Below are 23079 nucleotides of genomic sequence, written 5' to 3'. Positions count from 1 at the left end.
ATTAGAGACGGGATTATACCCGCCGCGCGCCGGTTCGACCGCGCATGGGGGAAGCTCCGGGCCCATCCGCGAGGCGCAGAATGCCCGGCCGCTGTCGATCCATCGCATCGAAATTCGCCAGCACATCGCAAACACATCGCGTTACACGCACGCAACGTAAGCGCGCATGGCTTTGCCTTATCATGTCGGCGCGCTGGCGCCCTCGCCTGCGTGGCCCCGCGTGGTCGCAATCGCGGGCCGCAAGAATAGACGCGACGCGCACCGCACGAAAATAGCCTTCGCGCGCGCCGCCTGGAGAATCTGCTTGAAACCCAGTTCGAAGCCGAATCTGAATCCCGCCCAGCAAACGGACCCACAACAGGGCACACAACAGGGCCCGCAACCGGACCGTCACCCGTCGCCGCTTTCATTGAGCCGCCGCCATTTCTCGCTCGCGGCTGCCTCCACCGTCCTCGCCGCCTGCACCACCGCGGGCACGCAACCGACCGACAACAAAAGCGTCACCGTCGCTCCACCCCCGTCCGCCAAAACGCAGCGCCCGATCCGTGTGGGCCTTGCGCTCGGCGGCGGCGCTGCGCGCGGATTCGCGCATATCGGCGTGATCAAGGGACTCGAGGCGCGCAACATCCAGGTCGATCTGATCACGGGCACGAGCGCGGGCTCGGTGGTGGCCGCGCTCTACGCGTCGGGCATGAATGGCTTCGCGCTCAACAAGCTGGCACTGACGATGGATGAAGCGTCGATCAGCGACTGGGCCATGCCGTTTCGCAACCGCGGTATTCTGCAAGGCGTGGCGCTGCAGAACTTCCTGAACACGACGCTGCGCGATCGCCCGATCGAAAAAATGGCCAAGCCGCTAGGCGTGGTCTCAACCGATCTGCGCACCGGTCAGGCGATCCTGTTCCAGCGCGGCAATACAGGCATTGCCGTGCGAGCCTCGTGCAGTATTCCGTCGATTTTCGAGCCGGTCCGCATCGCGGGTCACGAGTACGTGGACGGTGGCCTCGTGAGCCCGGTGCCGGCGTCGTTCGCGCGCAAGATGGGCGCGGACTTCGTGATTGCCGTCGATATTTCGTCGCGCCCGGAAACGGCGCCCACGCAAAGCCAGTTCGACGTGCTGATGCAGACCTTCACGATCATGGGCCAGTCGATCAAGAACTACGAGCTCGAGAAGTACGCCGACATCGTGATCCGCCCGAACCTCAACGCCATGTCGAGCAGCGATTTCACCCAGCGCAATGGCGCGATCCTCGCCGGCGAGGAAGCCGCCGCCAAGATCTTCCCCGAGATCGAACGCCGGCTGGCTGCCGCGCGCACGGCGACGGCGTAAGCGGCGATCGAAAACAAAAAAGCCTGCTTCGATGAAGCAGGCTTTTTGTTGCACCCGTATTGCAATCGATTGGGCGATTAGTTGCCGCTGCTGCCGTCGAACTGCGCGCTCACGCGCTGCTTGAGGCCTTGCTCCTGATCCGGCGTAAACGACGCTTCGATGCGACGCGCACCCGTGAAGCGCTTTTCCCAATAGCCGTTGTCCAGATCGTCGACGCGAATCGTGCTGCCGGTGGACGGCGAGTGCACGAACTTGTTGTCGCCTATATAGATGCCCACGTGCGAGAACGTGCGGCGCATCGTGTTGAAGAACACGAGGTCACCGGGCTTGAGGTTGCTCATGCTCACCTTCTCGCCCACGCGGCTCATTTCCTCTGCGCGGCGCGGCAGGTTCATGCCGAGCGTATCCTGGAACACGTAGCGCACGAAACCGCTGCAGTCGAGACCCGAGTCCGGCGTATTGCCACCCCAGCGATAACGCACGCCGATCATGTTCAACGCGCCCACTACGACGTCGCCGGCCTTGCCGGCCATGCCGGACAGAAATGCCTTCGCACCGCCTTGAGCCGGAGCTGGTGCGGTGGTCTGGGTCGTGGCTTGAGCAGCGGGCTGAGCTGCGGAAAGCGACTGGAGATTCGTCGAGTTGCTCGGCGAGAATGAGACGTTCTGATTAAAACTGCTTGCTTCGTCGGCGAACGCGCCGTTAGCTGCAGCCATCAGTGCGCCGATGAACATCCCGGCGACGACGCGCGTGCAAGCCTGGGTCAAGGATCGGTGCTGCATGGGTCGAAATAAATTGCCCGTAAATCAGAGGGTTAGAAGAAAAAGTTTGGACGATAGTAGCCAGTAAGTATTTGTGTGTCAAAACAAATAGAAAAAAACAATTACGATGCAGGCGTCATTGGTGAATTTCACCAAAAAACCCCCTTAAGTTCCGCGATCGTTCATCGATCGAACGCGGCTTTCAGCAACTTTCGCGTGTAAGGGTGGGCAGGCTCGTCAAAGATTCTTGTTACATCTCCGGTCTCGACAATCGCCCCGTTTTGCATGACCGCGACCCGATGTGCCATTGCACCGATGACCTCGAGATCATGGCTGATGAATACGTAGCCCAGATTGTATTTGCGTTGCAAATCAGTCAACAAACGCAACACCTGCTGCTGGATCGAGACATCGAGTGCGCTGGTGGGTTCGTCGAGCACGATCACGCGCGGCTCGAGCACGAGCGTGCGCGCAATTGCAATTCGCTGGCGCTGGCCGCCGGAAAACTCGTGCGGATAGCGCTGCAAAACCGTACGGTCGAGGCCCACTTCCCGCAACACGGACACGATGCGCTTGCGGCGCTCGTCGCCGGAAAGCTCGGGTCGGTGCAGCGCCAGCCCCTCCCCTACGATGCGCTCGATGGTTTGCCTGGGTGAAAGCGAACTGAACGGATCCTGAAAGACCACCTGCAGGTGCGAACGCAGCCCGAGCTTGTCGCGGCCCCGATAGCTCTCGATGGAACGCCCCTGGAACTCGATCGCGCCAGCCGCGGTACGTTGCATACCCAACATCGCCATCGCGAGCGTCGATTTTCCCGACCCGGACTCGCCGACGATGCCAAGCGTCTCGCCCTGGCGCACCGAGACGCTCGCGTCGTCGACCGCACGAAAGCGGCCGTGGCGCCACCAGCCCGTAAAACCAGGCAGCTTCGTTGCGAAATCGACGCTCACGTCTTTCGCTTCGAGCAGCACCGGCGCGATCGGCAGCACCGGCAGCACATTGCGCTCGGGCCGGCTTGCGATGAGCCGCTGTGTGTAGGGATGCTGAGGCGATTCGAAGATTAGCTCGACGCTTCCGGTCTCCACGAGCCGGCCCTTCTCCATCACCGCCACGCGCTGCGCGAAGCGGCGCACGAGATTCAGATCGTGCGTGATGAGCAGCACCGACATGCCCCCGCCGGACTTGCCCGCCTCCTCGCGCTGGAGCTCGCGCAACAGTTCGACGATCTGCCCGCGGATCGTCACATCGAGCGCCGTCGTAGGCTCGTCCGCCAGCAACAGGCGCGGGCGACACGCGAGCGCCATCGCGATCATCACGCGCTGGCGCTGGCCGCCCGAAAGCTGATGCGGATAGCTGAACAGACGCCGGCGCGGCTCCGCAATGCCAGTGCGCTCAAGCAGGCCCGCCGCGCGTTCGCACGCTTCCTTCTTCGTCACGCCATCATGCAGCACGATGGTTTCCGCAATCTGCTCGCCAATCGTGTAGAGCGGATTGAGCGCCGTCATCGGCTCCTGGAAGATCATCGCGATGTCGCTGCCGCGCAAGCCGCGCATGGCGCGCTCACTCTTCGCGAGCAGATCCTCACCGTCAAGACGGATCGCACCCGAGATGCGTGCATCGCTCAACAGCCGCAGGATCGCGAGCGCGGTCACGGTCTTGCCCGAGCCCGACTCGCCCACGAGCGCCACGCGCTCGCCGCGCTCGATGGACAGCGCGACGTCGTCCACGGCGAGCGTCTCGCCGAAGCGCACGCTCAGATGCTCGATCGAGAGCAAGGGCCCTGCATTCTTCGCATCGACATCCCCTGGCAGCGCGCTCACTGATTGCCTCCGGCCTTCATCGCATCGGAGATGCGCGTATCGAGCGCGTTGCGCAGCGCGTCGCCCATGAACGTGAGCAGCAGCAAGGTCACGACGAGCACGCCGAACGTCGACATCGAGATCCACCACGCGTCGAGATTGCCTTTGCCTTGCGCGAGCAATTCACCGAGACTAGGCGTCGGCGGCGGCACGCCCAGGCCGAGAAAGTCGAGGCTCGTGAGCGCGAGGATCGAACCGCTCATGCGAAACGGCAAAAACGTGATGACGGGCGTGAGGCTGTTGGGCAACACGTGGCGCCAGATGATCTGCCAGTTCGAAAGCCCCATGGCGCGCGCGGCGACCACGTAATCCTGATTGCGATTGCGCAGGAACTCGGCGCGCACGTAGTCGGAAAGCCCAATCCAGCCGAACAGCGAGAGCAGCACGATCAGCAGGATGAAGCCCGGCTCGAAGATCGACGCGAAGATGATGAGCAGATAGAGCTCGGGCATCGCGCTCCAGATCTCGATCAGGCGCTGTCCGACGATGTCGACGCGTCCGCCGAAGTAACCCTGGATCGCCCCCGCCAGCACGCCGAGCAGCGTGCCGATCGCGGTCAGCACCAGTGCGAACTCCACCGAGACGCGAAAGCCATACAGCAGCCGCGCGAACAGATCGCGCCCGCTCGCATCCGTGCCGAGCCAGTTATCGCGCGACGGCGGCGCCGGATTCGGCACCTTCGAAAAATAATTGAGCGTGTCGTAGTAGTACGGATTCGGCGGATAGATCGCGAAGTTGCCGGGCGCGTCGAAGCGGTGGCGAATGTACGGGTCGAGATAGTCGGCGGACGTCGGGAAATCGCCGCCGAAGGTCGTCTCGGGATACGACTTGAAAAGCGGGAAATAGAGGTGCCCGTCGTAGCGCACCACGAGCGGCTTGTCGTTGCACCAGAGCGGGCCCGCAAGACTCGCCGCGAAGGCGATCACGAATACGATCAGGCTCCAGTAGCCAAGGCGCTGCTGCTTGAAGCGCAGCCACACCCGGCGCGCGGGCGTGGGCGACTTGAAGGCGCGTACGCTCTCGGTGCGCAGTTCGGGTTCGGCGCCGGCGCGGGTTCGGTTCAACTCAGCGCTCCAGTTGTTCGAATTGAATGCGGGGGTCGACCCACACGTAACAGAGATCGGAGATGAGCTTGGTCAGGAGTCCGATCAACGTGAAGAGATAGAGCGTGCCGAGCACCACGGGATAGTCGCGCCGCACCACCGACTCGTAGGACAGCAAGCCGAGGCCGTCGAGCGAAAACAGCGTTTCGATCAGCAGGCTGCCCGTGAAGAATGCGCCGATGAACGCAGCCGGAAACCCGACGACGAGCGGCAGCAGCGCGTTGCGAAACACGTGCTTCCACAGCACGGTGCGCTCGGACAGGCCTTTCGCGCGCGCAGTCAGCACGTATTGACGGCGGATTTCTTCGAGAAACGCGTTCTTGGTGAGCATGGTCGTGACAGCGAAACTCCCCACGACCGAAGCCGTGACCGGCAGTGTGATGTGCCACAGGTAGTCGAGAACCTTGCCGCCGAGCGAGAGCGTGTCCCAGTCGTCGGAGGTCAGGTTGCGCAGCGGAAAGAGCTGCAGGAAGGTACCGCCGCCGAACAGCACGAGCAGCAGCACACCCAGCACGAAGCCCGGTATCGCATAGCCGATCAGCACGATAAGACTCGTGACGAGGTCGAATCGCGAGCCGTTGCGCACCGCCTTGGCGATGCCCAACGGCACCGATATCAGATAAGTGAGAAAGAAGGTCCACAAGCCGATGCTGATCGACACCGGCAGCTTGGAGATAATGAGCGACCACACGCTCTGATGGTGAAAATAGCTCTGCCCGAGATCGAAGCGCGCGAAGCGGCCGAGCATCAGAAAATAGCGCTGCAGCGGAGGTTTATCAAAGCCATAGAGCTGCTTGAGTTGCGCGATCTGTTGCGCGTCCACCCCCGAATGCGCGCGCATGCCGAACGGCATGCCCTGCTCCGCGCCGCGCTTGAGCTCGCGCACCGCCTGCTCGACGGGGCCGCCCGGCACGAACTGGATCACCGCGAAAGTCAGCGTGAGCACGCCGAGCAGTGTCGGGATCATCAGCAACAGGCGTTTGACGATGTAGCTCCACATGGTTCTTCGTGTCCGTCAAGAATGGTCGGGCATCTCAGTGCTGCGGCGCGTGCGCGCCGCCAAGCCACCACGTCGATATGATCCAGTCGACCGCGCCATAGTACAGCGGCAGCTTCGCCGGATAAGCCAAGGTGTTCTTGTACGCCACGCGGTGCGTCGCGCTGTACCACTGCGGCACGACATAGTAGCCGTGCATCAGCACGCGGTCGAGCGCATGCGTGGCGTCGAGCAGTTGCTCGCGCGTCTGCGCCAGCATCAGCGACTTGAGAATCGCGTCGACGGCCGGCGACTTCAGGCCGATCAGGTTACCCGAGCCCGGCTCGTCGGCGGCCTTGCTGCCGAAGCGGTCCAGTTGCTCCGCGCCCGGGACCTGCACGTCGGGGAACTTGATCGTCGTGATATCGAAGTCGAAGGCATCGAGCCGCTTCTGATAAAGCGCAAAGTCCACCGAGCGATAGTTCACCTGAATGCCTAGCCGAGCCAGCGCTTGCGTGTACTGCGCCATGATCGGCGCCCATTGTGCGGCGGCGCTCGTGTCGTCGAGCACCTCGAGCACGAACGGCTGACCTTGCGCGTTGCGCAGCGCGCCGTCGCGATATGTCCAACCCGCCTGTGCAAGCAGCGCACGCGCCTTGAGCAGATTCGCACGCAGCGAGCCCGGCGGATTGGTGCTCGGCTGCACAGGCGGCGGACCGAATACCGCCGGATCGAGCTGCTTGCGCCACGGCTCGAGCAGCGCGAGTTCGCCGGGCGTCGGCACACCCTTCGCCTGCAAATCCGTGTTCACGAACCAGCTGTCGATGCGTTTGTACTGGCTGTAGAACAGCATGCGGTTGAGCCACTGGAAGTCGAGCGCGAGATCGAGCGCCTCGCGCACGCGCACGTCCTCGAACATCGGCCTGCGCAAGTTGATCACGTAGCCCTGCATGCCGGTGCCGTTGTGCTGCGGGAATTCGCGCTTGATGAGCTCGCCGCTGTCGAACTTCTTGCCCACGTCGCGGCGCACCCAGTTGCGCGCCACGTATTCGACGAGCGCGTCGTACTCGCCCGCCTTGAATGCCTCGAGACGCGCGACGTCGTCCGAATAGAGCTTGTAGACGATGCGCTCGAAGTTGTGGGTGCCCACGCGCACGGGCAGATCCTTGCCCCAATACGCAGGATCTCGCTTGTAGGTAATCGTGCGACCATTCGAATAACGCTCGATCACATACGGGCCGCTGCCGATCGGCTCCTCGAACCCGATCTGGTCGAACGCGATGCGCGTGCCGTCCGCGCGCAAGCCCCACTTGTGCGAGAACACCGGCATGCCGCCCGCGATGAGCGGCAACTCGCGATTGTTGCTGTGAAACTCGAAGCGGACGGTTGCCGGGTCGACCACCACGGCGCGCACGATTTCACTGAAATAGGCCTGCATCGACGGCGCGGCCTGACGGCTCTTGAGCATGTCGAGCGAGAACTTGACGTCGGCCGCGGTAACCGGATCGCCGTTCGAAAAATGCGCGCGAGGATTCAAGTGAAACGTGACCGACAAGCCATCGGGCGCGATGCGGATATCGTCGGCGAGCAAGCCGTACGCTGACGCCACCTCGTCCATGCTGCCCGTCGTCAGGCTCTCGAAAATCATGCCGAGTCCCGGCGCCGAGTTGCCGCGCATCGTGAACGGATTGAACTTGTCGAAGCTCGTGAGCCGGTCAGGATTTGCGAGCACCAGCGTGCCGCCCTTGGGCGCATTCGGGTTCACATAATCGAAATGCTTGAAGTCCTGCGGATACTTCGGCTCGCCGTATTGAGCGATGGCGTAAACCGCGTGCGCCGAAGGCACCGTCGCGAATGCGAAGGCGAGCACAAGCGCCATGCCCAGCATGCGCCACCCTGCCCGCCCGTTGCTCCGCCGTGCGCAACCCTGATCAGGACTCCAGCCAGGAACCATTGCCCCACGCGCCATGCGCGTTCTCCTGCCTCGCGTTCCTGTCGTCATAGAAAGGGATTTGTCCGGGGTGCGGTGTCAATTGTGAGAGAATTCTACCCAAACCACGCGGCGCCGCCTCTACTGGCGCCCGGTGCATTGAACCTGTTCAGGAGAATTCATGGGCTTCCTCGCTGGCAAACGCATTTTGTTGACCGGCCTGCTGTCGAACCGATCGATCGCGTATGGCATTGCGCAGGCATGCAAGCGCGAAGGCGCGGAACTGGCGTTCACGTACGTCGGCGAGCGCTTCAAGGACCGCATTACCGAATTCGCGCAGGAGTTCGGCAGCAACCTCATTTTCCCCTGCGATGTGGCCGACGACGCGCAAATCGAAGCGCTCTTCACCGACCTCAAGCAGCACTGGGGCACGCTCGACGGTCTCGTCCACTCGATCGGCTTCGCGCCGCGCGAAGCCATCGCAGGCGACTTCCTCGACGGGATGACGCGCGAAAACTTCCGCATCGCCCACGATATCTCGGCCTACAGCTTCCCCGCGCTCGCCAAAGCCGCGCAACCGATGCTCGCGGCCAACGCCTCGCTCCTCACGCTCACTTATCTCGGTGCCGAGCGCGCGATCCCCAACTACAACACGATGGGCCTCGCGAAGGCCTCGCTCGAAGCAAGCGTGCGCTACCTCGCGGTATCGCTCGGCGCCAAGGGCGTGCGCGTGAACGGCATCTCGGCTGGCCCGATCAAGACGCTCGCGGCAAGCGGCATCAAGAGCTTCGGCAAGATTCTCGACTTCGTCGAGCACAATGCGCCGCTGCAGCGTAACGTGACGATCGAGCAAGTCGGCAACACGGCCGCGTTCCTGCTCTCCGATCTCGCGGGCGGCGTGACGGCGGAAATCGTCCACGTCGACGCGGGCTTTAACGCCGTGGTCGGCGGCATGGCGGGCCTCGGCGAATAACGCACCGCCAGGTCCTGCCCGTGGCCTCGTTGCGCCGGCAACCGCAGCAAGTAAAAAGCCGCCCCTCGGGCGGCTTTTCTTTTGACCGGGTTCAGGTCCTTCGCGACACGGACGAACTGGCTTAGCGCCAATGTCCCGGAGGACCGCCGTGATCGCGGTCATAGTGACCGCGGCCATGGTCGTAACCGCCGTGATGGCGATACCAGTCGTCACGCGCCCAGTAGCGGCGGCCATCCCAATAGCGATCACCGTACCAGCCGACCACGACGGCCGGCGGCGCCGCGTAGACCGGCGCGGGCTGATAAACCACGGGCGGCGGAGGCGGCGGAACGTAGACCGGTTGTGGCACGACGTAAACCGGGGCCGGAATACCGATGTTGACGCCGACGCTCACGCCAGCCATAGCCGCACTCGATGCACCGATAGCCAAGCCCGCGACCAGCATTGCAACAACACGAGCGAACTTCATGAACTCACCTTTTGGGGTTGATGTTTTGTTGGGGTCAATATAGCGCAGGCTACCGGACCGCGTATTTCAATATTGTAATAACTGATGCACAAAACCACCGTGAGTTCGCCAGCGTAACGTCTGGTTACACCCGAGGCCAATTCGCAATCGCGCCCGCGCGGCACACAGGCGGCACATAGGCAATTCGCCCCATTCAGCCTTGACTCGGCTCGAATGCGACTTCAAATAGAACATGAGAAGATGAACGGCTGAAACGCAAAAATCATTGCACCACTCAATTCGGCATCCTTATAAAAATTCGAGCAGGCAATGACCCCAGGCGTTCATGCGAAGCTCAATGAAATGAATCGCCCGGTCGAGTATGCGTCCGTGAATTCGCGCCGGAAAAACAAAAACCCCGCAAGCCGAGACTTGCGGGGTTTCGCCGCCATTACTGGCGGAGACGGAGGGATTCGAACCCTCGATCCAGGTTTTGGCCCAGATGCTCCCTTAGCAGGGGAGTGCCTTCGACCTCTCGGCCACGTCTCCCGAAAACTTCGTTCGCGCCAGGGAGGCAGCGCAACGAAGCAAAGATAATAGCGGGTTCGAGCGTTCTGGTCAATTTTTAAGACGCACTTTTTTCAAACTTTTTCGTGCGTGCTCACAATTGCCCGTCACACCCGCGTCATACGACACCGGTTCAAGCGTGCTCGAGCTCGAATGCCTTGTGCAACGCGCGGACTGCCAGCTCCATATACTTCTCGTCGATCAGCACCGAGATTTTGATTTCGGACGTCGAAATCATCTGGATGTTGATGCCCTCTTCCGAGAGCGTGCGGAACATCTTGCTTGCCACGCCCACGTGCGAGCGCATGCCTACGCCGACCACGGAAACCTTCGAGACCTTCGCGTCGCCCAGCACCTGCTCGGCACTCACGTGACCCTTCACCTGGTTCGTGAGGATATCCATTGCGCGCTGGTAGTCGCCGCGTCCAACCGTGAACGTGAAGTCGGTCTTGCCGGCCACGCTCTGGTTCTGGATGATCATGTCGACGTCGATGTTCGCGTCCGCCACCGGGCCGAGAATCTGATACGCGATGCCCGGCTTGTCGGGCACGCCCATCACGATGATGCGGGCCTCGTCGCGCTGGAACGCGATACCCGAGATGACTGCTTTTTCCATGGTCTCGTCTTCTTCAAAGGTAATCAGGGTGCCCGACTTCATTTCCTCGTCGAGGTTCATCGCCGGATCGGTCAGGCTGGAGAGCACGCGCGTCTTCACCTGATACTTGCCCGCGAATTCCACCGAGCGGATCTGCAGCACCTTCGAGCCGAGGCTGGCCATTTCCAGCATTTCTTCGAACGTGATGCGATCGAGCCGGCGCGCGTCGTCCACCACGCGCGGGTCGGTCGTGTAGACGCCGTCCACGTCGGTGTAGATGAGGCATTCGTCGGCCTTCAGCGCCGCTGCGACCGCAACCGCCGAGGTGTCCGAGCCGCCGCGGCCGAGCGTGGTGATGTGGCCTTCCGGATCGATGCCCTGGAAGCCCGTGATCACGACCACCTTGCCGTCATCGAGATCGGCCAGCACGCGCTCGCCGTCGATGTCGTTGATGCGCGCCTTGGTGAAGGAACTGTCGGTTTTGACCGGCACTTGCCAGCCGGTATAGCTGATGGCGTCCACGCCGGCTTCTTGCAGCGCGATCGACAGCAGACCGACGCTCACCTGTTCGCCGGTCGACGCAATCATGTCGAGTTCGCGCGGGCTCGGCTGCGGCGAAATCTCTTTCGCGAGACCGAGCAGACGATTGGTTTCGCCGGACATCGCCGAGGGTACGACGACCATCTTGTGGCCGGCCTTGTGCCATTTGGCGACGCGCTTGGCAACGTTCTTGATGCGCTCGACCGAGCCCATCGAGGTGCCGCCGTATTTGTGTACGATGAGTGCCATTGTCGTTCTGAACTGGAGATGTTACCGCGCTGGCGCACCGAAGACGGCTCCGCCCGGTACCGTTCAGGCCGCGCGAAGGCTTGGCGCGTGCAGCACACGCGGAATTTGCCCGGGCGGCCGCGAGGCAGCCGCATCGGCATCGAGGAGATACTGATACGCGCTCGCGCGCCCTGCCCGCATACCGCTACGACGTCCTTGCAACCGTCGGATACCGCTGAAGGAGACATCGCGTCCTGGCACGGCATACGCCGCTTTTGACGGCGTCCGTGAACGCGAAAAAGCGGGCTGGACAAACAAGCTACCCTACCCGATCAAGGTCAAAATTACAAGGCGAAATTGGGCCATCGGGGGCGAAAAAGGCTTGTGCGGCAAGGATTTGCGCTGGCCCATTTGGCGCTGGCGTGCTCACGCAATCAGCAAATCCTCGCGCCATTCGATGCGCCGCCAGCGTGACGCACCGCCTTGCGCACCGAACGCCGAGCGGTTGACGCCGATCCGGGGCACGAACAGCAGCGTCTCGCCGACATACAGCAGCGGCACATCGCGCTCCCATGCCGGCACGCCGCGCGCCTGGAACAGGTTCTTGAGCGTGCGGCTCAAGTTCGCGGCCTCGTCGCGCAGGCGCTCGCCCCCCCCTCTCGCACGCGCCACGAGCGTGCCCTCGCGCAATACGTCTTCGGGTACGGCATCGGGATCGCTCGCATCGGCGGGCGCGAAGACGTAGCTGCCCCGCCATGATGGCAGGCGCCAGACTTCCTCGCCGCGCCAGTTCATGCTGACGGGCCCGCGCCGGGCGCCTTCGCCCGCAACGGTGTCCTCCGTGCTCGCAGGCATCGCTTCCGCTCGTGGCGCTTCCCACGACACGCGGCCCCGATAGCAGCGCAGCGTGCGTCCGGCGTGATCGACCCGCAGCGCATGGCTCTCGCCTTCGCGCGCGATCTCGCGCAACTGGCGCAGCGCGTCGGCGAGCCGCGCGGTCGACGCCGCAGGCAAGCCGAGCGCGCGCATCCAGTAGCGCAACAGATTGAGCGCACGCGTATCGTCTAACGCGACGAGCGCGGCATGCGAAAGCGTGCCGGTGTCATCGTGCCCGGCCGCGTGCAAATCGATTCGCGCGAGGTCATCGAGCAAGCGTTGCGCGGAAGCAGCGTGTGCAGCCGTACGCGCGAGCGCATCGCGAAAACCGGGGAAATGCGCGGAAAGCGCAGGCAGCACGTCATGGCGCAATGCGTTGCGCGCATAGCGCGTGTCGGCATTCGATTCGTCCTCGACCCAGTGCACGTGATACGCGCGCGCATAGCGCTCTAGTTGCGCACGCAACAAATGCAGCAACGGCCGCACGCGCGAGGCAGCGCCAGTCATCTCGCGCGCGGGCGCCATCGCGGCGAGTCCCGCCAGCCCCGCGCCGCGCAGCAATTGCAGCAGGACCGTTTCCGCCTGATCGTCGGCGTGCTGTGCAAGCCACAGCGACCGAACACCGTGCGCTTCACACATCGCATCGAGCGCGCGGTAGCGCGCCTCGCGCGCCGCCGCTTCCACGCCCATCGCGCCCATCGCATCGTCGCGCGCGAGCGTCACGCGCCGTGCGTCGAACGTCACGCCGCAGGCGCCCGCCGTCGCCTCGCAATGCGCGAGCCACTGATCGGCGTTCGGGCTCAAACCATGATGCACGTGCAGCGCCACGAGCCGCGCCGCGCCCGCCGTGCGCACCGCCGCGTCGAGCAGCACCGACGAGTCGAGACCGCCGCTGAACGCAATGGCGATGCGCGCATCGGCGGGAAGGCTGGAAAGCACAACGCCGAGCGCATCGAGAACGATGCGCCCGGCGTCGGGTTCGGGATGGTCGGTCACGGTATGACGGCGGCGCCTCTGGCGCCGGCTCGTGTCAGCGACTTCGCGCGCTTACGCGCCCGACGTCGTTTCCTTGAACTTGCCGTACTCCATCAGGCGCTCGTAACGGCGCGCCTTCAGATCGGCGACGCTCATACCCTGGAACTGGCGCAGCGAGTCGGAGAGCGCGCGGCGCAGCAGCGCGGCCATGCCCTTCGGGTCGCGATGCGCGCCGCCGAGCGGCTCGTTCACGATCTTGTCGATCAGGCCGAGCGCCTTGAGCCGGTGCGCGGTGAGACCCAGCGCCTCGGCGGCCTCGGGCGCCTTGGCGGCGCTCTTCCACAGAATCGATGCGCAGCCTTCCGGCGAGATGACGGAATACGTCGAAAATTGCAGCATCATGACCGTGTCGGCTACGGCGATCGCGAGCGCGCCGCCCGAACCGCCTTCGCCGATGATCGTCGTGATGATGGGCGTCTTGAGCTCTGCCATCACGTAGAGATTGCGGCCAATGGCTTCCGACTGGCCGCGCTCTTCCGCGCCGATGCCGGGGTAGGCGCCCGGCGTGTCGACGAAGGTGAAGATGGGCAGGCCGAATTTTTCGGCAAGGCGCATCAGGCGCTCGGCCTTGCGATAGCCTTCCGGACGCGGCATGCCGAAGTTGCGCGCAGCGCGCTCCTTCGTGTCGCGGCCCTTTTGCTGGCCGATCACCATGCAGGCCTGGCCATTGAAGCGCGCGAGGCCGCCAACGATCGAAAGGTCGTCCGCGAATGCGCGGTCGCCATGGAGTTCATGGAAATCGGTGAACAGCTCGTGCACGTAGTCGAGCGTGTACGGACGCTGCGGATGACGCGCGATCTGCGAGACCTGCCACGGGCTCAGGTTCGCGTAGAGGTCCTTCGTGAGCTGCTGGCTTTTCTTCGACAGCCGCTCGATCTCTTCCGAAATATCGACGGCCGAATCGTCCTGAACGAAGCGCAGTTCTTCGATCTTCGCTTCGAGTTCAGCGATCGGCTGCTCGAAATCCAGAAACGTGGTTTTCATGTGTTGGAATCCTTGCACTATGCGGCAGCGCGTATTCTAACCGCGCTGGCCATCGTCGAAATCTGAACTGAACTATCAGATTCGGATATCGATAGAAAATAGCTTAACAAACCCGAGTCGCAGCATCGTTTTCACGACGGTTCGAGGCTGCGCCACATATACCAGGTTGCGACGGTTCGCCACGGCTCCCAGTTGGCCGCGACTTCACGGGCTTCACTGCGCGTGACCGGCTCTCCGCTGAAGTAGTTGACGCTGATTGCCTGGATGAGTCCGAGGTCGTCCAGCGGCAGCACGTTGGGGCGCGCGAGGTTGAAGATCAGGAACATCTCGGCGGTCCAGCGGCCAATGCCACGAATGGCCGTGAGTTCCGCGATCACATCCTCGTCTTCCATGCTGGTCCACTTGCCCACATGGAGCGCACCCGAGACGAAGTGCTGGGCGAGATCGAGGATGTACTCCGTCTTGCGCTTCGACAGACCGCACGCCGCCAGTTTCTCGTGGCCGAGCTTGAGGAACTGTTGCGGCACGAGCTTCGGGCATGCGGATTCGACGCGTTGCCACAACGCCTGGGCCGCCGCGGTCGAGATCTGCTGGCCGACCACCGAGCGCGCGAGCGTGACGAAGGGGTCGTCGCTGCTCATGAGATGCACAGGGCCGAACTTCGGAATGAGCTTCTTGAGGATGCGGTCGCGCTTGACGAGATCCGCGCAAGCCTTGTCCCAGTAGTCGGGACGCACGACCTCCGGCTCGTTGCCGCACACGGACGCCGCCGGCGCCTCGATGCCGTCACTGGCGGTGCCACCCTCGGAAAATGCGCTCGCCATCGGTGCGGCGCCGTCGAGCGCGCCATTGCCCTTCGCGCGCGCCGGCCTGGCCGCGGCGCCCGCCTTGACGGCGCCATTGGGCGCGTGATGCTCGGCCTGCGCCTTCGCGCCCGCCTTCTTCGCGCCGTCAACCGCAGCGGTGTCTTCTTGCTGCGCCTTCAGGGCGCCAGTGCGCGCGGCGCGCCTTTTAGCCTCGCCTGCCGCGCCCGTGAGCGACGCAGAGCGCTTTGCCTGCGTCTTCGTGGCCGTTGCCATCCTGCCTCCTGCCTCGCGAATCGATCAGTGGAAACTGGACAGCCCGCTTACACGCGGCGCCACTCGGTCAACCCGCCCGGTTTGTCTTCGAGCGCGACACCGGCATCGAGCAGTTCGGCCCGGATCCGGTCCGCCTCCGCATACTGTTTCGCCTGCTTCGCAGCGGTGCGCGCCGCGATCTTCGCCTCGATCGCGGCCACGTCGAGCGCGCCCGCATCTTGCGCGCCCGCGGCCTGCTGAAGGAACGTGCGCGGCTCACGCACGAGCACGCCGAGCACGCGCGCGAGGCGCTGCAACTGACGCGCCAGCACGGCGTCGCGCGAGCGGTTCACTTCGGTTGCCAGCTCGAACAGCACCGAGATGGCAACCGGCGTATTGAAATCGTCGTTCATTGCCGCCTGGAAACGCTGCGCGTGCGCCTCGTTCCAGTCAAGTTCGCCCGCATCCGGGCTCACATCCTTGAGCGCCGTGTACAGACGCGTGAGCGCATTGCGCGCGTCGTCGAGGTGCACATCGCTGTAATTGAGCGGCGAACGGTAGTGCGCGCGCGCCATGAAAAAACGTACGACTTCCGCATCGTACTTCGCCAGCACCTCGCGAATCGTGAAGAAGTTGCCGAGCGACTTCGACATCTTCTCGTTGTCGATCTGGACGAAACCGTTGTGCATCCAGTAATTGACGAACTTCTCGCCGGTGGCGCCTTCGCTTTGCGCAATCTCGTTCTCATGGTGCGGAAACTGCAGGTCCTGACCGCCGCCATGAATATCGAAATGCTTGCCGAGCAGCGTGCAGCCCATTGCCGAACATTCGATGTGCCAGCCCGGACGGCCGCGGCCGTACTTCGAATCCCAGCTCGTGTCGGCGGGCTCGTCCGCTTTAGCCTGCTTCCACAGCACAAAGTCAAGCGGATCCTGCTTGGCGTCGTTCGCCGCGACTCGTTCGCCCGCGCGCAGGTCCTCGATCGACTTGCCCGACAGCGCGCCGTAGCTCGCGAACTTGCGCACCGCGTAATTCACGTCGCCGTCGCTGCCCTGGTAGGCGTAGCCATTGCTTTCCAGCATGCCGATCATGTCGAGCATCTGCGGGATGTACTGCGTCGCGCGCGGCTCGAGATCGGGACGCTCGACGCCGAGCGCATCCGCATCTTCGTGCAGCGCATCGATGAAACGGTCGGTCAGCGCCTTGATCGTCTCGCCGTTTTCCACCGCGCGGCGAATGATCTTGTCGTCGATGTCGGTGATATTGCGCACGTAGGTCACTTTGTAGCCGAGCGTGCGCAGCCACCGCTGCACGATGTCGAACACCACCATCACGCGCGCGTGCCCCACATGGCAATAGTCGTACACCGTCATCCCGCAGACGTACATGCGTACGACGCCGGGCTCGATTGGCACGAAATTTTGCTTGTCACGCGCGAGCGTGTTGTAGATGCGCAGTGATTCCATAGAGACGATGGATACGTGGGTCGAAAGAAATCCGCGACAGCGCCGACAACAGCCCGCGAGTGAATGCACCGCGTTGCCCGAGGCTGCGTACAGTCGCGCTCAATCAGTCATCAGGGCGGAGACGACCACGAGTAGTGAAAGAAAGCCTGGCGTGCCGCGAAGACTGTCCGGAAGCAACACCCCGGGGGCCGGCCACAACAAGCCGCGACGAACCGGAGCGGACGCTCGACAGGCACCCGCTGTCGCGCGGCCAAAAGCGCGCGACGAAAACGCACAGACCTTTTGTTAGAATGGCTCGGAGTATAACACCGCGACCTTCCCCTATGAAATCTTCCAGCGCCTGCGCGCCCCGCGCTGCGACCCTTGCCGCGGCAGCTCTCGCGAGTGTCGCGTTCGTCTTCGGCGGTGCGTTCGTGGCGCATGCCGCGCCGCCTGCCACGGCCGATGGCACACCCGGCGCCGATGCGGCGATCGCCCAGCGCAACTGGGCGGCGGCGCTCACGGAGCTGGACGCGCGCATCAAGTCGAACCCGCGTGACGTGCAGGCGAAGTTCAAGCGCGCGACCATCCTCGCACGCCTTGGCCGCGACAACGACGCCATTGAAGCCTTTACCGAGCTCACGCAAGCCTACCCCGAGTTGCCCGAGCCCTATAACAATCTCGCGACGCTCTACGCGAAGCATGGCCGCTATGAAGAGGCGCGCGTCGCGCTCGAATCGGCCACGAAGGCCAACCCTTCATACAGTCTCGCGTGGGAAAACCTCGGCGATTTGTACCTGCGCATGGCCGACGCGTCGTACCGCCACGCGAGCAGCCTTGGCCACACGAGCGGCGCAACACTGCAGCGCCTGACCGACATTGAGAAGATCGTCAATCCGCCGGCAGCGAAGCAGCGCGCGCGCGCAGCAGCGGCAGCGGCAACACCCGCGCCGGAAGCCGGGACGACGACCGTGAGCCCGATGCTCGACAATCCGGTGTACCAGTTCGGCGGCCCCACCGGGTCGCTCGCGACGCCGCCCTTCGTGGCGCCGTCGCGCTAAGCCGCGGCGCGCTTCGGATTCGTTCGGCGGCGCGCAGCGACACGTTTTTCCCGTACTTCCGAGGACACTCATGAAATGGTTGATGTTGGCGCTCGGCAGCGCCGCCCTGATCGCGAACGCGCCCGCCTTTGCGCAAACCGGCCAGCAGGCCGCGCATCCGCAGGTGCTCTTCAAGACCAGTGAAGGCGATATCCGCGTCGAACTCTATCCCGAGAAGGCGCCCAAGACCGTCGACAACTTCCTCCAGTATGTGAAGTCCGGCCAGTACAGCGGCACGATCTTCCATCGCGTGATCCGCGGCTTCATGATCCAGGGCGGCGGCTACACTACGAGCTTCGTCGAGAAGCCCACGCGCGCGCCTGTTCCGCTCGAGAGCAAGAACGGACTGAAGAACCTCACCGGCACCATCGCGATGGCGCGCACCAGCGATCCGAACTCGGCCACGGCGCAGTTCTTCATCAACACCGTCGACAACGCCGGCCTCGACTATCCGAACCCGGACGGCAATGGCTACGCGGTGTTCGGCAAGGTCACCCAGGGCATGGACGTCGTGAAGAAGATCGAAGCGGCGCCCACCACCTCGCGCGGCCCGATGTCGGACGTGCCGCAAAAGGAAATCGTGATCCAGTCGGCCACCGTCGTCGGCAAGTAACGCCGCAATTCAATCGTCGCAAAGCTGCCTCACTATTCGTCACGCGGCGCTGCAACGGTACACGCGAGCGGCCACACGCCCCGCCTCGTACCGCTACCGCGCCGCCCTTTCCCCCCAGCCACTGACTAAGGATCCATCATGGTCGAACTGCACACGAACCACGGCGTCATCAAGCTCGAACTGAACGCCGAGAAGGCACCGAAGACGGTCGCCAACTTCCTCAACTACGTGAAGAGCGGCCACTACGACGGCACGGTGTTCCACCGCGTCATCGACGGCTTCATGATCCAGGGCGGCGGCTTTGACGCCAGCATGCAGCAAAAGCCCACCCAGGCACCGATCGAGAACGAAGCGAACAACGGCCTGAAGAACGAGCGCGGCTCGATCGCCATGGCGCGCACCAACGATCCGCACTCGGCGTCGGCGCAGTTCTTCATCAACGTTGCCGACAATGACTTCCTGAACCACTCGTCGCCGACGCCGCAAGGCTGGGGTTACGCCGTGTTCGGCAAAGTCGTCGACGGTCTCGACGTAGTCGAGAAGATCAAGAAGGTCAAGACGGGCTCGAAGGGCTTTCATCAGGACGTGCCGCTCGAAAACGTCGTGATCGAGAAGGCTGTCGTCGTCGAATAACGTCAAGACGCGCGCGCTTCGTTCATGCTGCAGGAAAAGGCATTAAGACACGCCGCTGCGGGCGTGCCCGGCGAGGGCAGACGTCCGCACGCGGCGCGTCCGTTTTTCTTCATCTCCGACCTGCACCTGAGCGCAGCCATTCCGCGCACGGTCGCCGCGTTCGAGCATTTCATCAGCGTCACGGCCGATCAGGCCGACTCGGTGTTCATTCTCGGCGACCTCTTCGAATACTGGATCGGCGACGACATGCTCGCCGATCCTTTCGTCGCGCGCATGACCGCGCTGATGCACACGCTCGCCGAGCGCGGCATCGCGCTCTACGTCATGCACGGCAACCGCGACTTCCTGCTGGGCAAGCGCTTCATGAAAGCCACGGGCGCCATCTGGCTGCCCGACCCCATCGCCATCACCGCATTCGGCACGCGCATCGCGCTCGCTCACGGCGACGCGCTGTGCACCGACGATCGCGGCTATCAGTTCTTTCGCCGTTTCGCGCGCAACCGTCTCGCGCAACTGCTTTTTCTCGCGTGGCCGTTCCGCTGGCGCCGCTCACTCGCCGAGCGCATGCGCCACAAGAGCGAGGCAGGCCGCGAGCGGCCCGCGCTGCCGAAATACGATGTCACCGCCAAGGGGGTTGCGACGCTCTTCAGGCGCGCACGCGCGAACACGATCATTCACGGGCATACGCATCGTCCCGCGCGCCATCAGGAACCCGGCGGCACGCGCTGGGTGCTGCCCGACTGGGATCTCGATCACGGCAAGTCGCGCGGCGGCTATTTGCGCGTCGACGCTGAAGGGTTCAGGATGTTGCCGCTCGATTGAGCGCGTGCCGGAAAACACGCGCCAGCGACATGAAAAAATACCGTGAGACGCTCAGACGCGTGCCGCCTGTTCTTGTGCATTTCCGGGCTCGCGCGGGGTCGCCCCGCCCTCTAGTCCCTCCGAGAGCCGGCGCAGTTCCGCGAGCGTCGCATCGGCGCCATGTAGCGCCTCGAGCCGCGCGCCCAGCCGCTCGAGCGCGGCGGCAATCGCATCCACGCGCTGCGTCTGCGTGGCGGCATGATCGATCAGGCCGTGAATGGCAAGCGAAACAGGGTCATCGGCATTCGGCGTGATGCCGTAGGCACAGAAGCCCTCACGCGCGCTCCCCGACTTCACTTGCTCCGGCGCGGTTTTCGCGGGCGCGACGATGCGCGCCGGATTACCCACCGCGGTGCCGCCCGCGGGCACCGGCTTCACGACCACGGCGTTCGAGCCGATCTTCGCCTGCGCGCCTACCGTGAAACCGCCCAGCACCTTCGCACCCGCGCCCACGATCACGCCGGGGCCGAGCGTCGGATGGCGCTTCGCGCCGCGCGTGAGCGACGTGCCGCCGAGCGTCACACCCTGGTAAATCGTGCAGTCGTCGCCGACTTCAGCGGTCTCGCCAATCACCACGCCCATGCCGTGATCGATGAACACGCGCCGCCCAATGGTGGCGCCCGGATGGATCTCGATGCCGGTCAAAAAGCGTGCGACCTGCGAGACATAGCGCGCAAGCCAGCGGCGCTTCGCGAGCCAGCAGGCATGGGCAAAGCGATGCAGGACGAGCGCATGCAGACCCGGATAACAGGTCAAGACTTCCCAGGCGCTGCGGGCGGCGGGGTCGCGCTCGCGGATCGTGGCGATGTCTTCGCGAAGTCTCTTGAACATGGCTGTCACACGCTCGACGTGAGGGACATGGGGAAAAGGCCGCGCGTCGCCCTTGGCGCGCACAGCTCATGCGCGGCTTTAGCAGCCATCCTGATTTGCTTGTGATCGAAAATCGATTGTAGGCGAAAGGCGCGCGCAAGCCAGCAAGCCCCCGCAGGCATCAAGGTCGAACGCGCGGCCGTGGCGTCTGCTCCCGGTGCGCCTCCTTAGGGGCGTCGATGCGGGCCTCGACGCGGGCCTCGATGCGGGCTATTTCCCGCCTTCCCTGCCCTTGCGCATCAGGATGTGCTTGGCGATACCGCGCACGATGTTGACCTCCTCGCGCTCGAGCCCGGAGCGCGCGAACAGCCTGCGCAGACGCGACATCAGCTTCTTCGGATTGGCGGGATCGAGAAAATCGAGCGCGATCAGGGCGTTCTCGAGATGCACATACATGCGCTCGATGTCGTCGCTCGTGGCGAGCGGCGTCCCTGCGGACGGCCCGCCCGGCACCGCCCCCGCGCCCGGCAATGCCATGCCGGGCTCGCCCTCGCCGAGGTACGCCAGTCGCAGTTCGTAGGCCAGCACCTGGACCGCCTGCGCGAGATTGAGCGAGCTGTAGGCCGGATTCGCCGGAATGTGGGCGAGCGCGCTGCAGCGCTCGACGTCGTCGTTCGAGAGCCCGGTGCGCTCGTTGCCGAACACGAGCGCGATATCACCGTGCGCGACCTGGCGGCAGGCATCTTGCACCGCCTGACGCGGCGCCCCCGGCGGGGGTCCATATTCGCGCGTGCGCGCCGTGAGCGCCATCGACCATTGCACGCCCGCGAGGGCGTCGGCCAGCGTCGGGACGATGTGGGCGGCGGCGAGCACGTCGTCGGCGCCGCTCGCCATCGCGACGGCCTCCGGATCGCAATGGACCTGCGGCACGCGCGGCGCGACCAGCACGAGTCGCGAAAAACCCATGGTCTTCAGCGCGCGCGCCGCGGCGCCGACGTTGCCCGGATGGCTGGGCTCGACCAGCACGAAGCGGGTGGACGTGAAACCGCCTCGTAGCGGTTCGTGGGCCTCGCCGGCGGGCGACGGGGATGCCGCTGTAGCGGCCGGATGGGCGGGCGGGACGTGTGAATCTGGGGGCACCAAGATGAATCTCTGAGAGCAACAAATATAGAAATTTCTATGTTATCGCGCCTTGGCCTCCCGGCCTATCCGCGCCGTCGACCAGCCTCTATCGGCATGGCTATCGATACAGCGATATAGGAATACCTATATTCGGGTAAAATACGAGATTCGCGCGTTTTCGGCCGGCCAGGCCAACGCGCCCCGCTCTTATCCAATTCGTCTCCGTTGGCGGTTCAGGACCTGTAAGCCCAGCCGCGAGCCGTTCGTGGCTCGCGCCCTGTCCAATCGTTAGACGCTTTTATCTTCTGCACCACCGGCGCGCCGCATGCTCGGGCAAGCGCCGGACAACAAGGATCCAGGCACATGCATCCCATGCTCAACATCGCTGTCAAGGCCGCGCGCCGCGCCGGACAGATCATCAACCGCGCGTCGCTCGACCTCGACCTCATCCAGGTCGCGAAGAAGCAGCATAACGATTTCGTCACGGAGGTCGACAAGGCGGCCGAAGCGGCCATCATCGACACGCTCAAGACCGCCTACCCCGATCACGCGATCCTTGCCGAAGAATCCGGCCACTCGGAGAACGAATCGGAATATCAGTGGATCATCGATCCGCTCGACGGCACGACCAACTTCATCCACGGCTTCCAGTACTACTGCGTCTCGATCGCGCTCGCGCACAAGGGCATCGTCACGCAGGCAGTGGTCTACGACCCCACCCGCAACGACCTCTTCACCGCCTCGCGCGGCCGCGGCGCGTTCCTGAACGACCGCCGCATCCGCGTGGGCCGCCGCGACCGGCTCGCCGACGGCCTGATCGGCACAGGCTTTCCGTTCCGCGAAAAGAACGGCCTCGATAGCTACTGCGAGCTCTTCGCCGAAATGACCAACGTCTGCGCCGGCCTGCGCCGCCCGGGCGCCGCCGCGCTCGATCTCGCGAACGTCGCGGCGGGCCGCATGGACGGCTTCTTCGAACAGGGTCTCAACCCGTGGGACGTCGCGGCGGGCGGCCTGCTCGTCACGGAAGCCGGCGGCCTGGTCGGCAACTACACGGGCGACTCCGACTTCCTGCACATGGGTGAAGTCGTCGCGGGCAATCCGAAGATTTACGCGCAAATGGTGCCCGTGCTCTCGAAGTACACGCGCGTGAAGAAGGAAGGCTGAGCGAAGCCGCCTGCGCGCGCAGCTCTGGCGCATCAAGCGGCTTCGGCCGCTTTTTTGTTTCGCGCACG

The 23079-nt window shown here is 64.0% G+C and carries 20 protein-coding genes and 1 tRNA gene; 7 read left to right on the top strand and 14 right to left on the bottom strand.

All coding sequences use genetic code 11. The features are described 5' to 3' along the window. Positions 1-409 precede the first annotated feature (409 nt). The gene (locus tag P5W99_RS06615) at positions 410-1330 is read left to right on the top strand and encodes a patatin-like phospholipase family protein (RefSeq protein WP_434662470.1); all 921 of its coding nucleotides are present in this window, start codon (positions 410-412) and stop codon (positions 1328-1330) included. A 77-nt stretch (positions 1331-1407) separates the two neighbouring features. Here P5W99_RS06615 and P5W99_RS06610 read toward each other — a convergent pair whose 3' ends face one another. The 5 genes from P5W99_RS06610 to P5W99_RS06590 all read right to left on the bottom strand — a co-directional run bounded on the left by P5W99_RS06610 (position 1408) and on the right by P5W99_RS06590 (position 7917). Then, positions 1408-2112, bottom strand: a complete 705-nt coding sequence (locus P5W99_RS06610) for a C40 family peptidase (protein ID WP_421023813.1) — start codon at positions 2110-2112, stop codon at positions 1408-1410. A 161-nt stretch (positions 2113-2273) separates the two neighbouring features. Then, on the bottom strand, positions 2274-3911 hold the full coding sequence (locus P5W99_RS06605; protein WP_434662269.1) for an ABC transporter ATP-binding protein: 1638 nt from the start codon (positions 3909-3911) through the stop codon (positions 2274-2276). Continuing rightward, complete coding sequence (locus P5W99_RS06600; protein ID WP_035531944.1) at positions 3908-5014, bottom strand: ABC transporter permease; 1107 nt, start codon at positions 5012-5014, stop codon at positions 3908-3910. Before P5W99_RS06600 ends, P5W99_RS06605 begins: the two co-directional genes overlap by 4 nt. A 1-nt stretch (position 5015) precedes the next feature. Continuing rightward, positions 5016-6053, bottom strand: coding sequence for a microcin C ABC transporter permease YejB (locus P5W99_RS06595; protein WP_421023810.1), 1038 nt, complete (start codon positions 6051-6053; stop codon positions 5016-5018). A 34-nt stretch (positions 6054-6087) separates the two neighbouring features. Continuing rightward, on the bottom strand, positions 6088-7917 hold the full coding sequence (locus tag P5W99_RS06590; RefSeq protein ID WP_434662266.1) for an extracellular solute-binding protein: 1830 nt from the start codon (positions 7915-7917) through the stop codon (positions 6088-6090). 223 nt (positions 7918-8140) lie between these two features. On the opposite strand from P5W99_RS06590, the gene fabI reads away from it, so the two are divergent. Beyond that, positions 8141-8932 (top strand): enoyl-ACP reductase FabI, encoded by a 792-nt coding sequence (gene fabI, locus P5W99_RS06585; protein WP_035531948.1) that lies wholly within the window; start codon positions 8141-8143, stop codon positions 8930-8932. Between the two features lie 121 nt (positions 8933-9053). Here fabI and P5W99_RS06580 read toward each other — a convergent pair whose 3' ends face one another. From P5W99_RS06580 to cysS, 7 genes are all read right to left on the bottom strand, one after another. Next, complete coding sequence (locus P5W99_RS06580) at positions 9054-9401, bottom strand: hypothetical protein (RefSeq protein ID WP_421079395.1); 348 nt, start codon at positions 9399-9401, stop codon at positions 9054-9056. A gap of 434 nt (positions 9402-9835) precedes the next feature. Continuing rightward, positions 9836-9929 (bottom strand) — tRNA-Ser (locus P5W99_RS06575). A gap of 151 nt (positions 9930-10080) precedes the next feature. Further along, complete coding sequence (locus P5W99_RS06570) at positions 10081-11331, bottom strand: aspartate kinase (protein ID WP_421023807.1); 1251 nt, start codon at positions 11329-11331, stop codon at positions 10081-10083. Positions 11332-11736: 405 nt separating this feature from the next. Beyond that, on the bottom strand, positions 11737-13182 hold the full coding sequence (gene tilS / locus P5W99_RS06565; protein ID WP_434662263.1) for a tRNA lysidine(34) synthetase TilS: 1446 nt from the start codon (positions 13180-13182) through the stop codon (positions 11737-11739). A 51-nt stretch (positions 13183-13233) separates the two neighbouring features. Further along, positions 13234-14205 carry an acetyl-CoA carboxylase carboxyltransferase subunit alpha gene (locus P5W99_RS06560; protein WP_434662261.1) on the bottom strand — a complete coding sequence of 324 codons (972 nt, stop codon included), beginning with the start codon at positions 14203-14205 and terminating at the stop codon, positions 13234-13236. A 131-nt stretch (positions 14206-14336) separates the two neighbouring features. Continuing rightward, positions 14337-15284 carry a DNA-3-methyladenine glycosylase family protein gene (locus tag P5W99_RS06555; RefSeq protein ID WP_421079393.1) on the bottom strand — a complete coding sequence of 316 codons (948 nt, stop codon included), beginning with the start codon at positions 15282-15284 and terminating at the stop codon, positions 14337-14339. A gap of 47 nt (positions 15285-15331) precedes the next feature. After that, positions 15332-16729, bottom strand: coding sequence for a cysteine--tRNA ligase (gene cysS, locus P5W99_RS06550; RefSeq protein ID WP_421079392.1), 1398 nt, complete (start codon positions 16727-16729; stop codon positions 15332-15334). A gap of 323 nt (positions 16730-17052) precedes the next feature. On the opposite strand from cysS, the gene P5W99_RS06545 reads away from it, so the two are divergent. From P5W99_RS06545 to P5W99_RS06530, 4 genes are all read left to right on the top strand, one after another. Next, a complete protein-coding gene (locus tag P5W99_RS06545; protein ID WP_421079391.1) occupies positions 17053-17769 on the top strand; it encodes a tetratricopeptide repeat protein in 717 nt (238 codons plus the stop codon). A 70-nt stretch (positions 17770-17839) separates the two neighbouring features. Next, positions 17840-18421: a peptidylprolyl isomerase gene (locus tag P5W99_RS06540; protein WP_421023802.1), complete on the top strand. Its 582-nt coding sequence runs from the start codon at positions 17840-17842 to the stop codon at positions 18419-18421. Positions 18422-18559: 138 nt separating this feature from the next. Next, positions 18560-19054: a peptidylprolyl isomerase gene (locus tag P5W99_RS06535; protein WP_035531969.1), complete on the top strand. Its 495-nt coding sequence runs from the start codon at positions 18560-18562 to the stop codon at positions 19052-19054. Positions 19055-19078: 24 nt separating this feature from the next. Continuing rightward, positions 19079-19876: a UDP-2,3-diacylglucosamine diphosphatase gene (locus P5W99_RS06530; protein WP_421079389.1), complete on the top strand. Its 798-nt coding sequence runs from the start codon at positions 19079-19081 to the stop codon at positions 19874-19876. Positions 19877-19927: 51 nt separating this feature from the next. On the opposite strand, the gene cysE is transcribed toward P5W99_RS06530, so the two are convergent. Next, a complete protein-coding gene (gene cysE, locus P5W99_RS06525; protein ID WP_421079388.1) occupies positions 19928-20746 on the bottom strand; it encodes a serine O-acetyltransferase in 819 nt (272 codons plus the stop codon). 249 nt (positions 20747-20995) lie between these two features. Beyond that, positions 20996-21865 carry an RNA methyltransferase gene (locus tag P5W99_RS06520; protein ID WP_421025201.1) on the bottom strand — a complete coding sequence of 290 codons (870 nt, stop codon included), beginning with the start codon at positions 21863-21865 and terminating at the stop codon, positions 20996-20998. A 345-nt stretch (positions 21866-22210) separates the two neighbouring features. On the opposite strand from P5W99_RS06520, the gene P5W99_RS06515 reads away from it, so the two are divergent. Continuing rightward, positions 22211-23011, top strand: a complete 801-nt coding sequence (locus tag P5W99_RS06515; RefSeq protein ID WP_421023799.1) for an inositol monophosphatase family protein — start codon at positions 22211-22213, stop codon at positions 23009-23011. Positions 23012-23079 lie beyond the last annotated feature (68 nt).

This window comes from Paraburkholderia sp. A3BS-1L (assembly GCF_051125215.1).
Taxonomy (GTDB): Bacteria; Pseudomonadota; Gammaproteobacteria; order Burkholderiales; family Burkholderiaceae; genus Paraburkholderia.
Note: the sequence above shows the minus strand (reverse complement) of the source record. Positions and strands in the feature narration are given on the sequence as shown.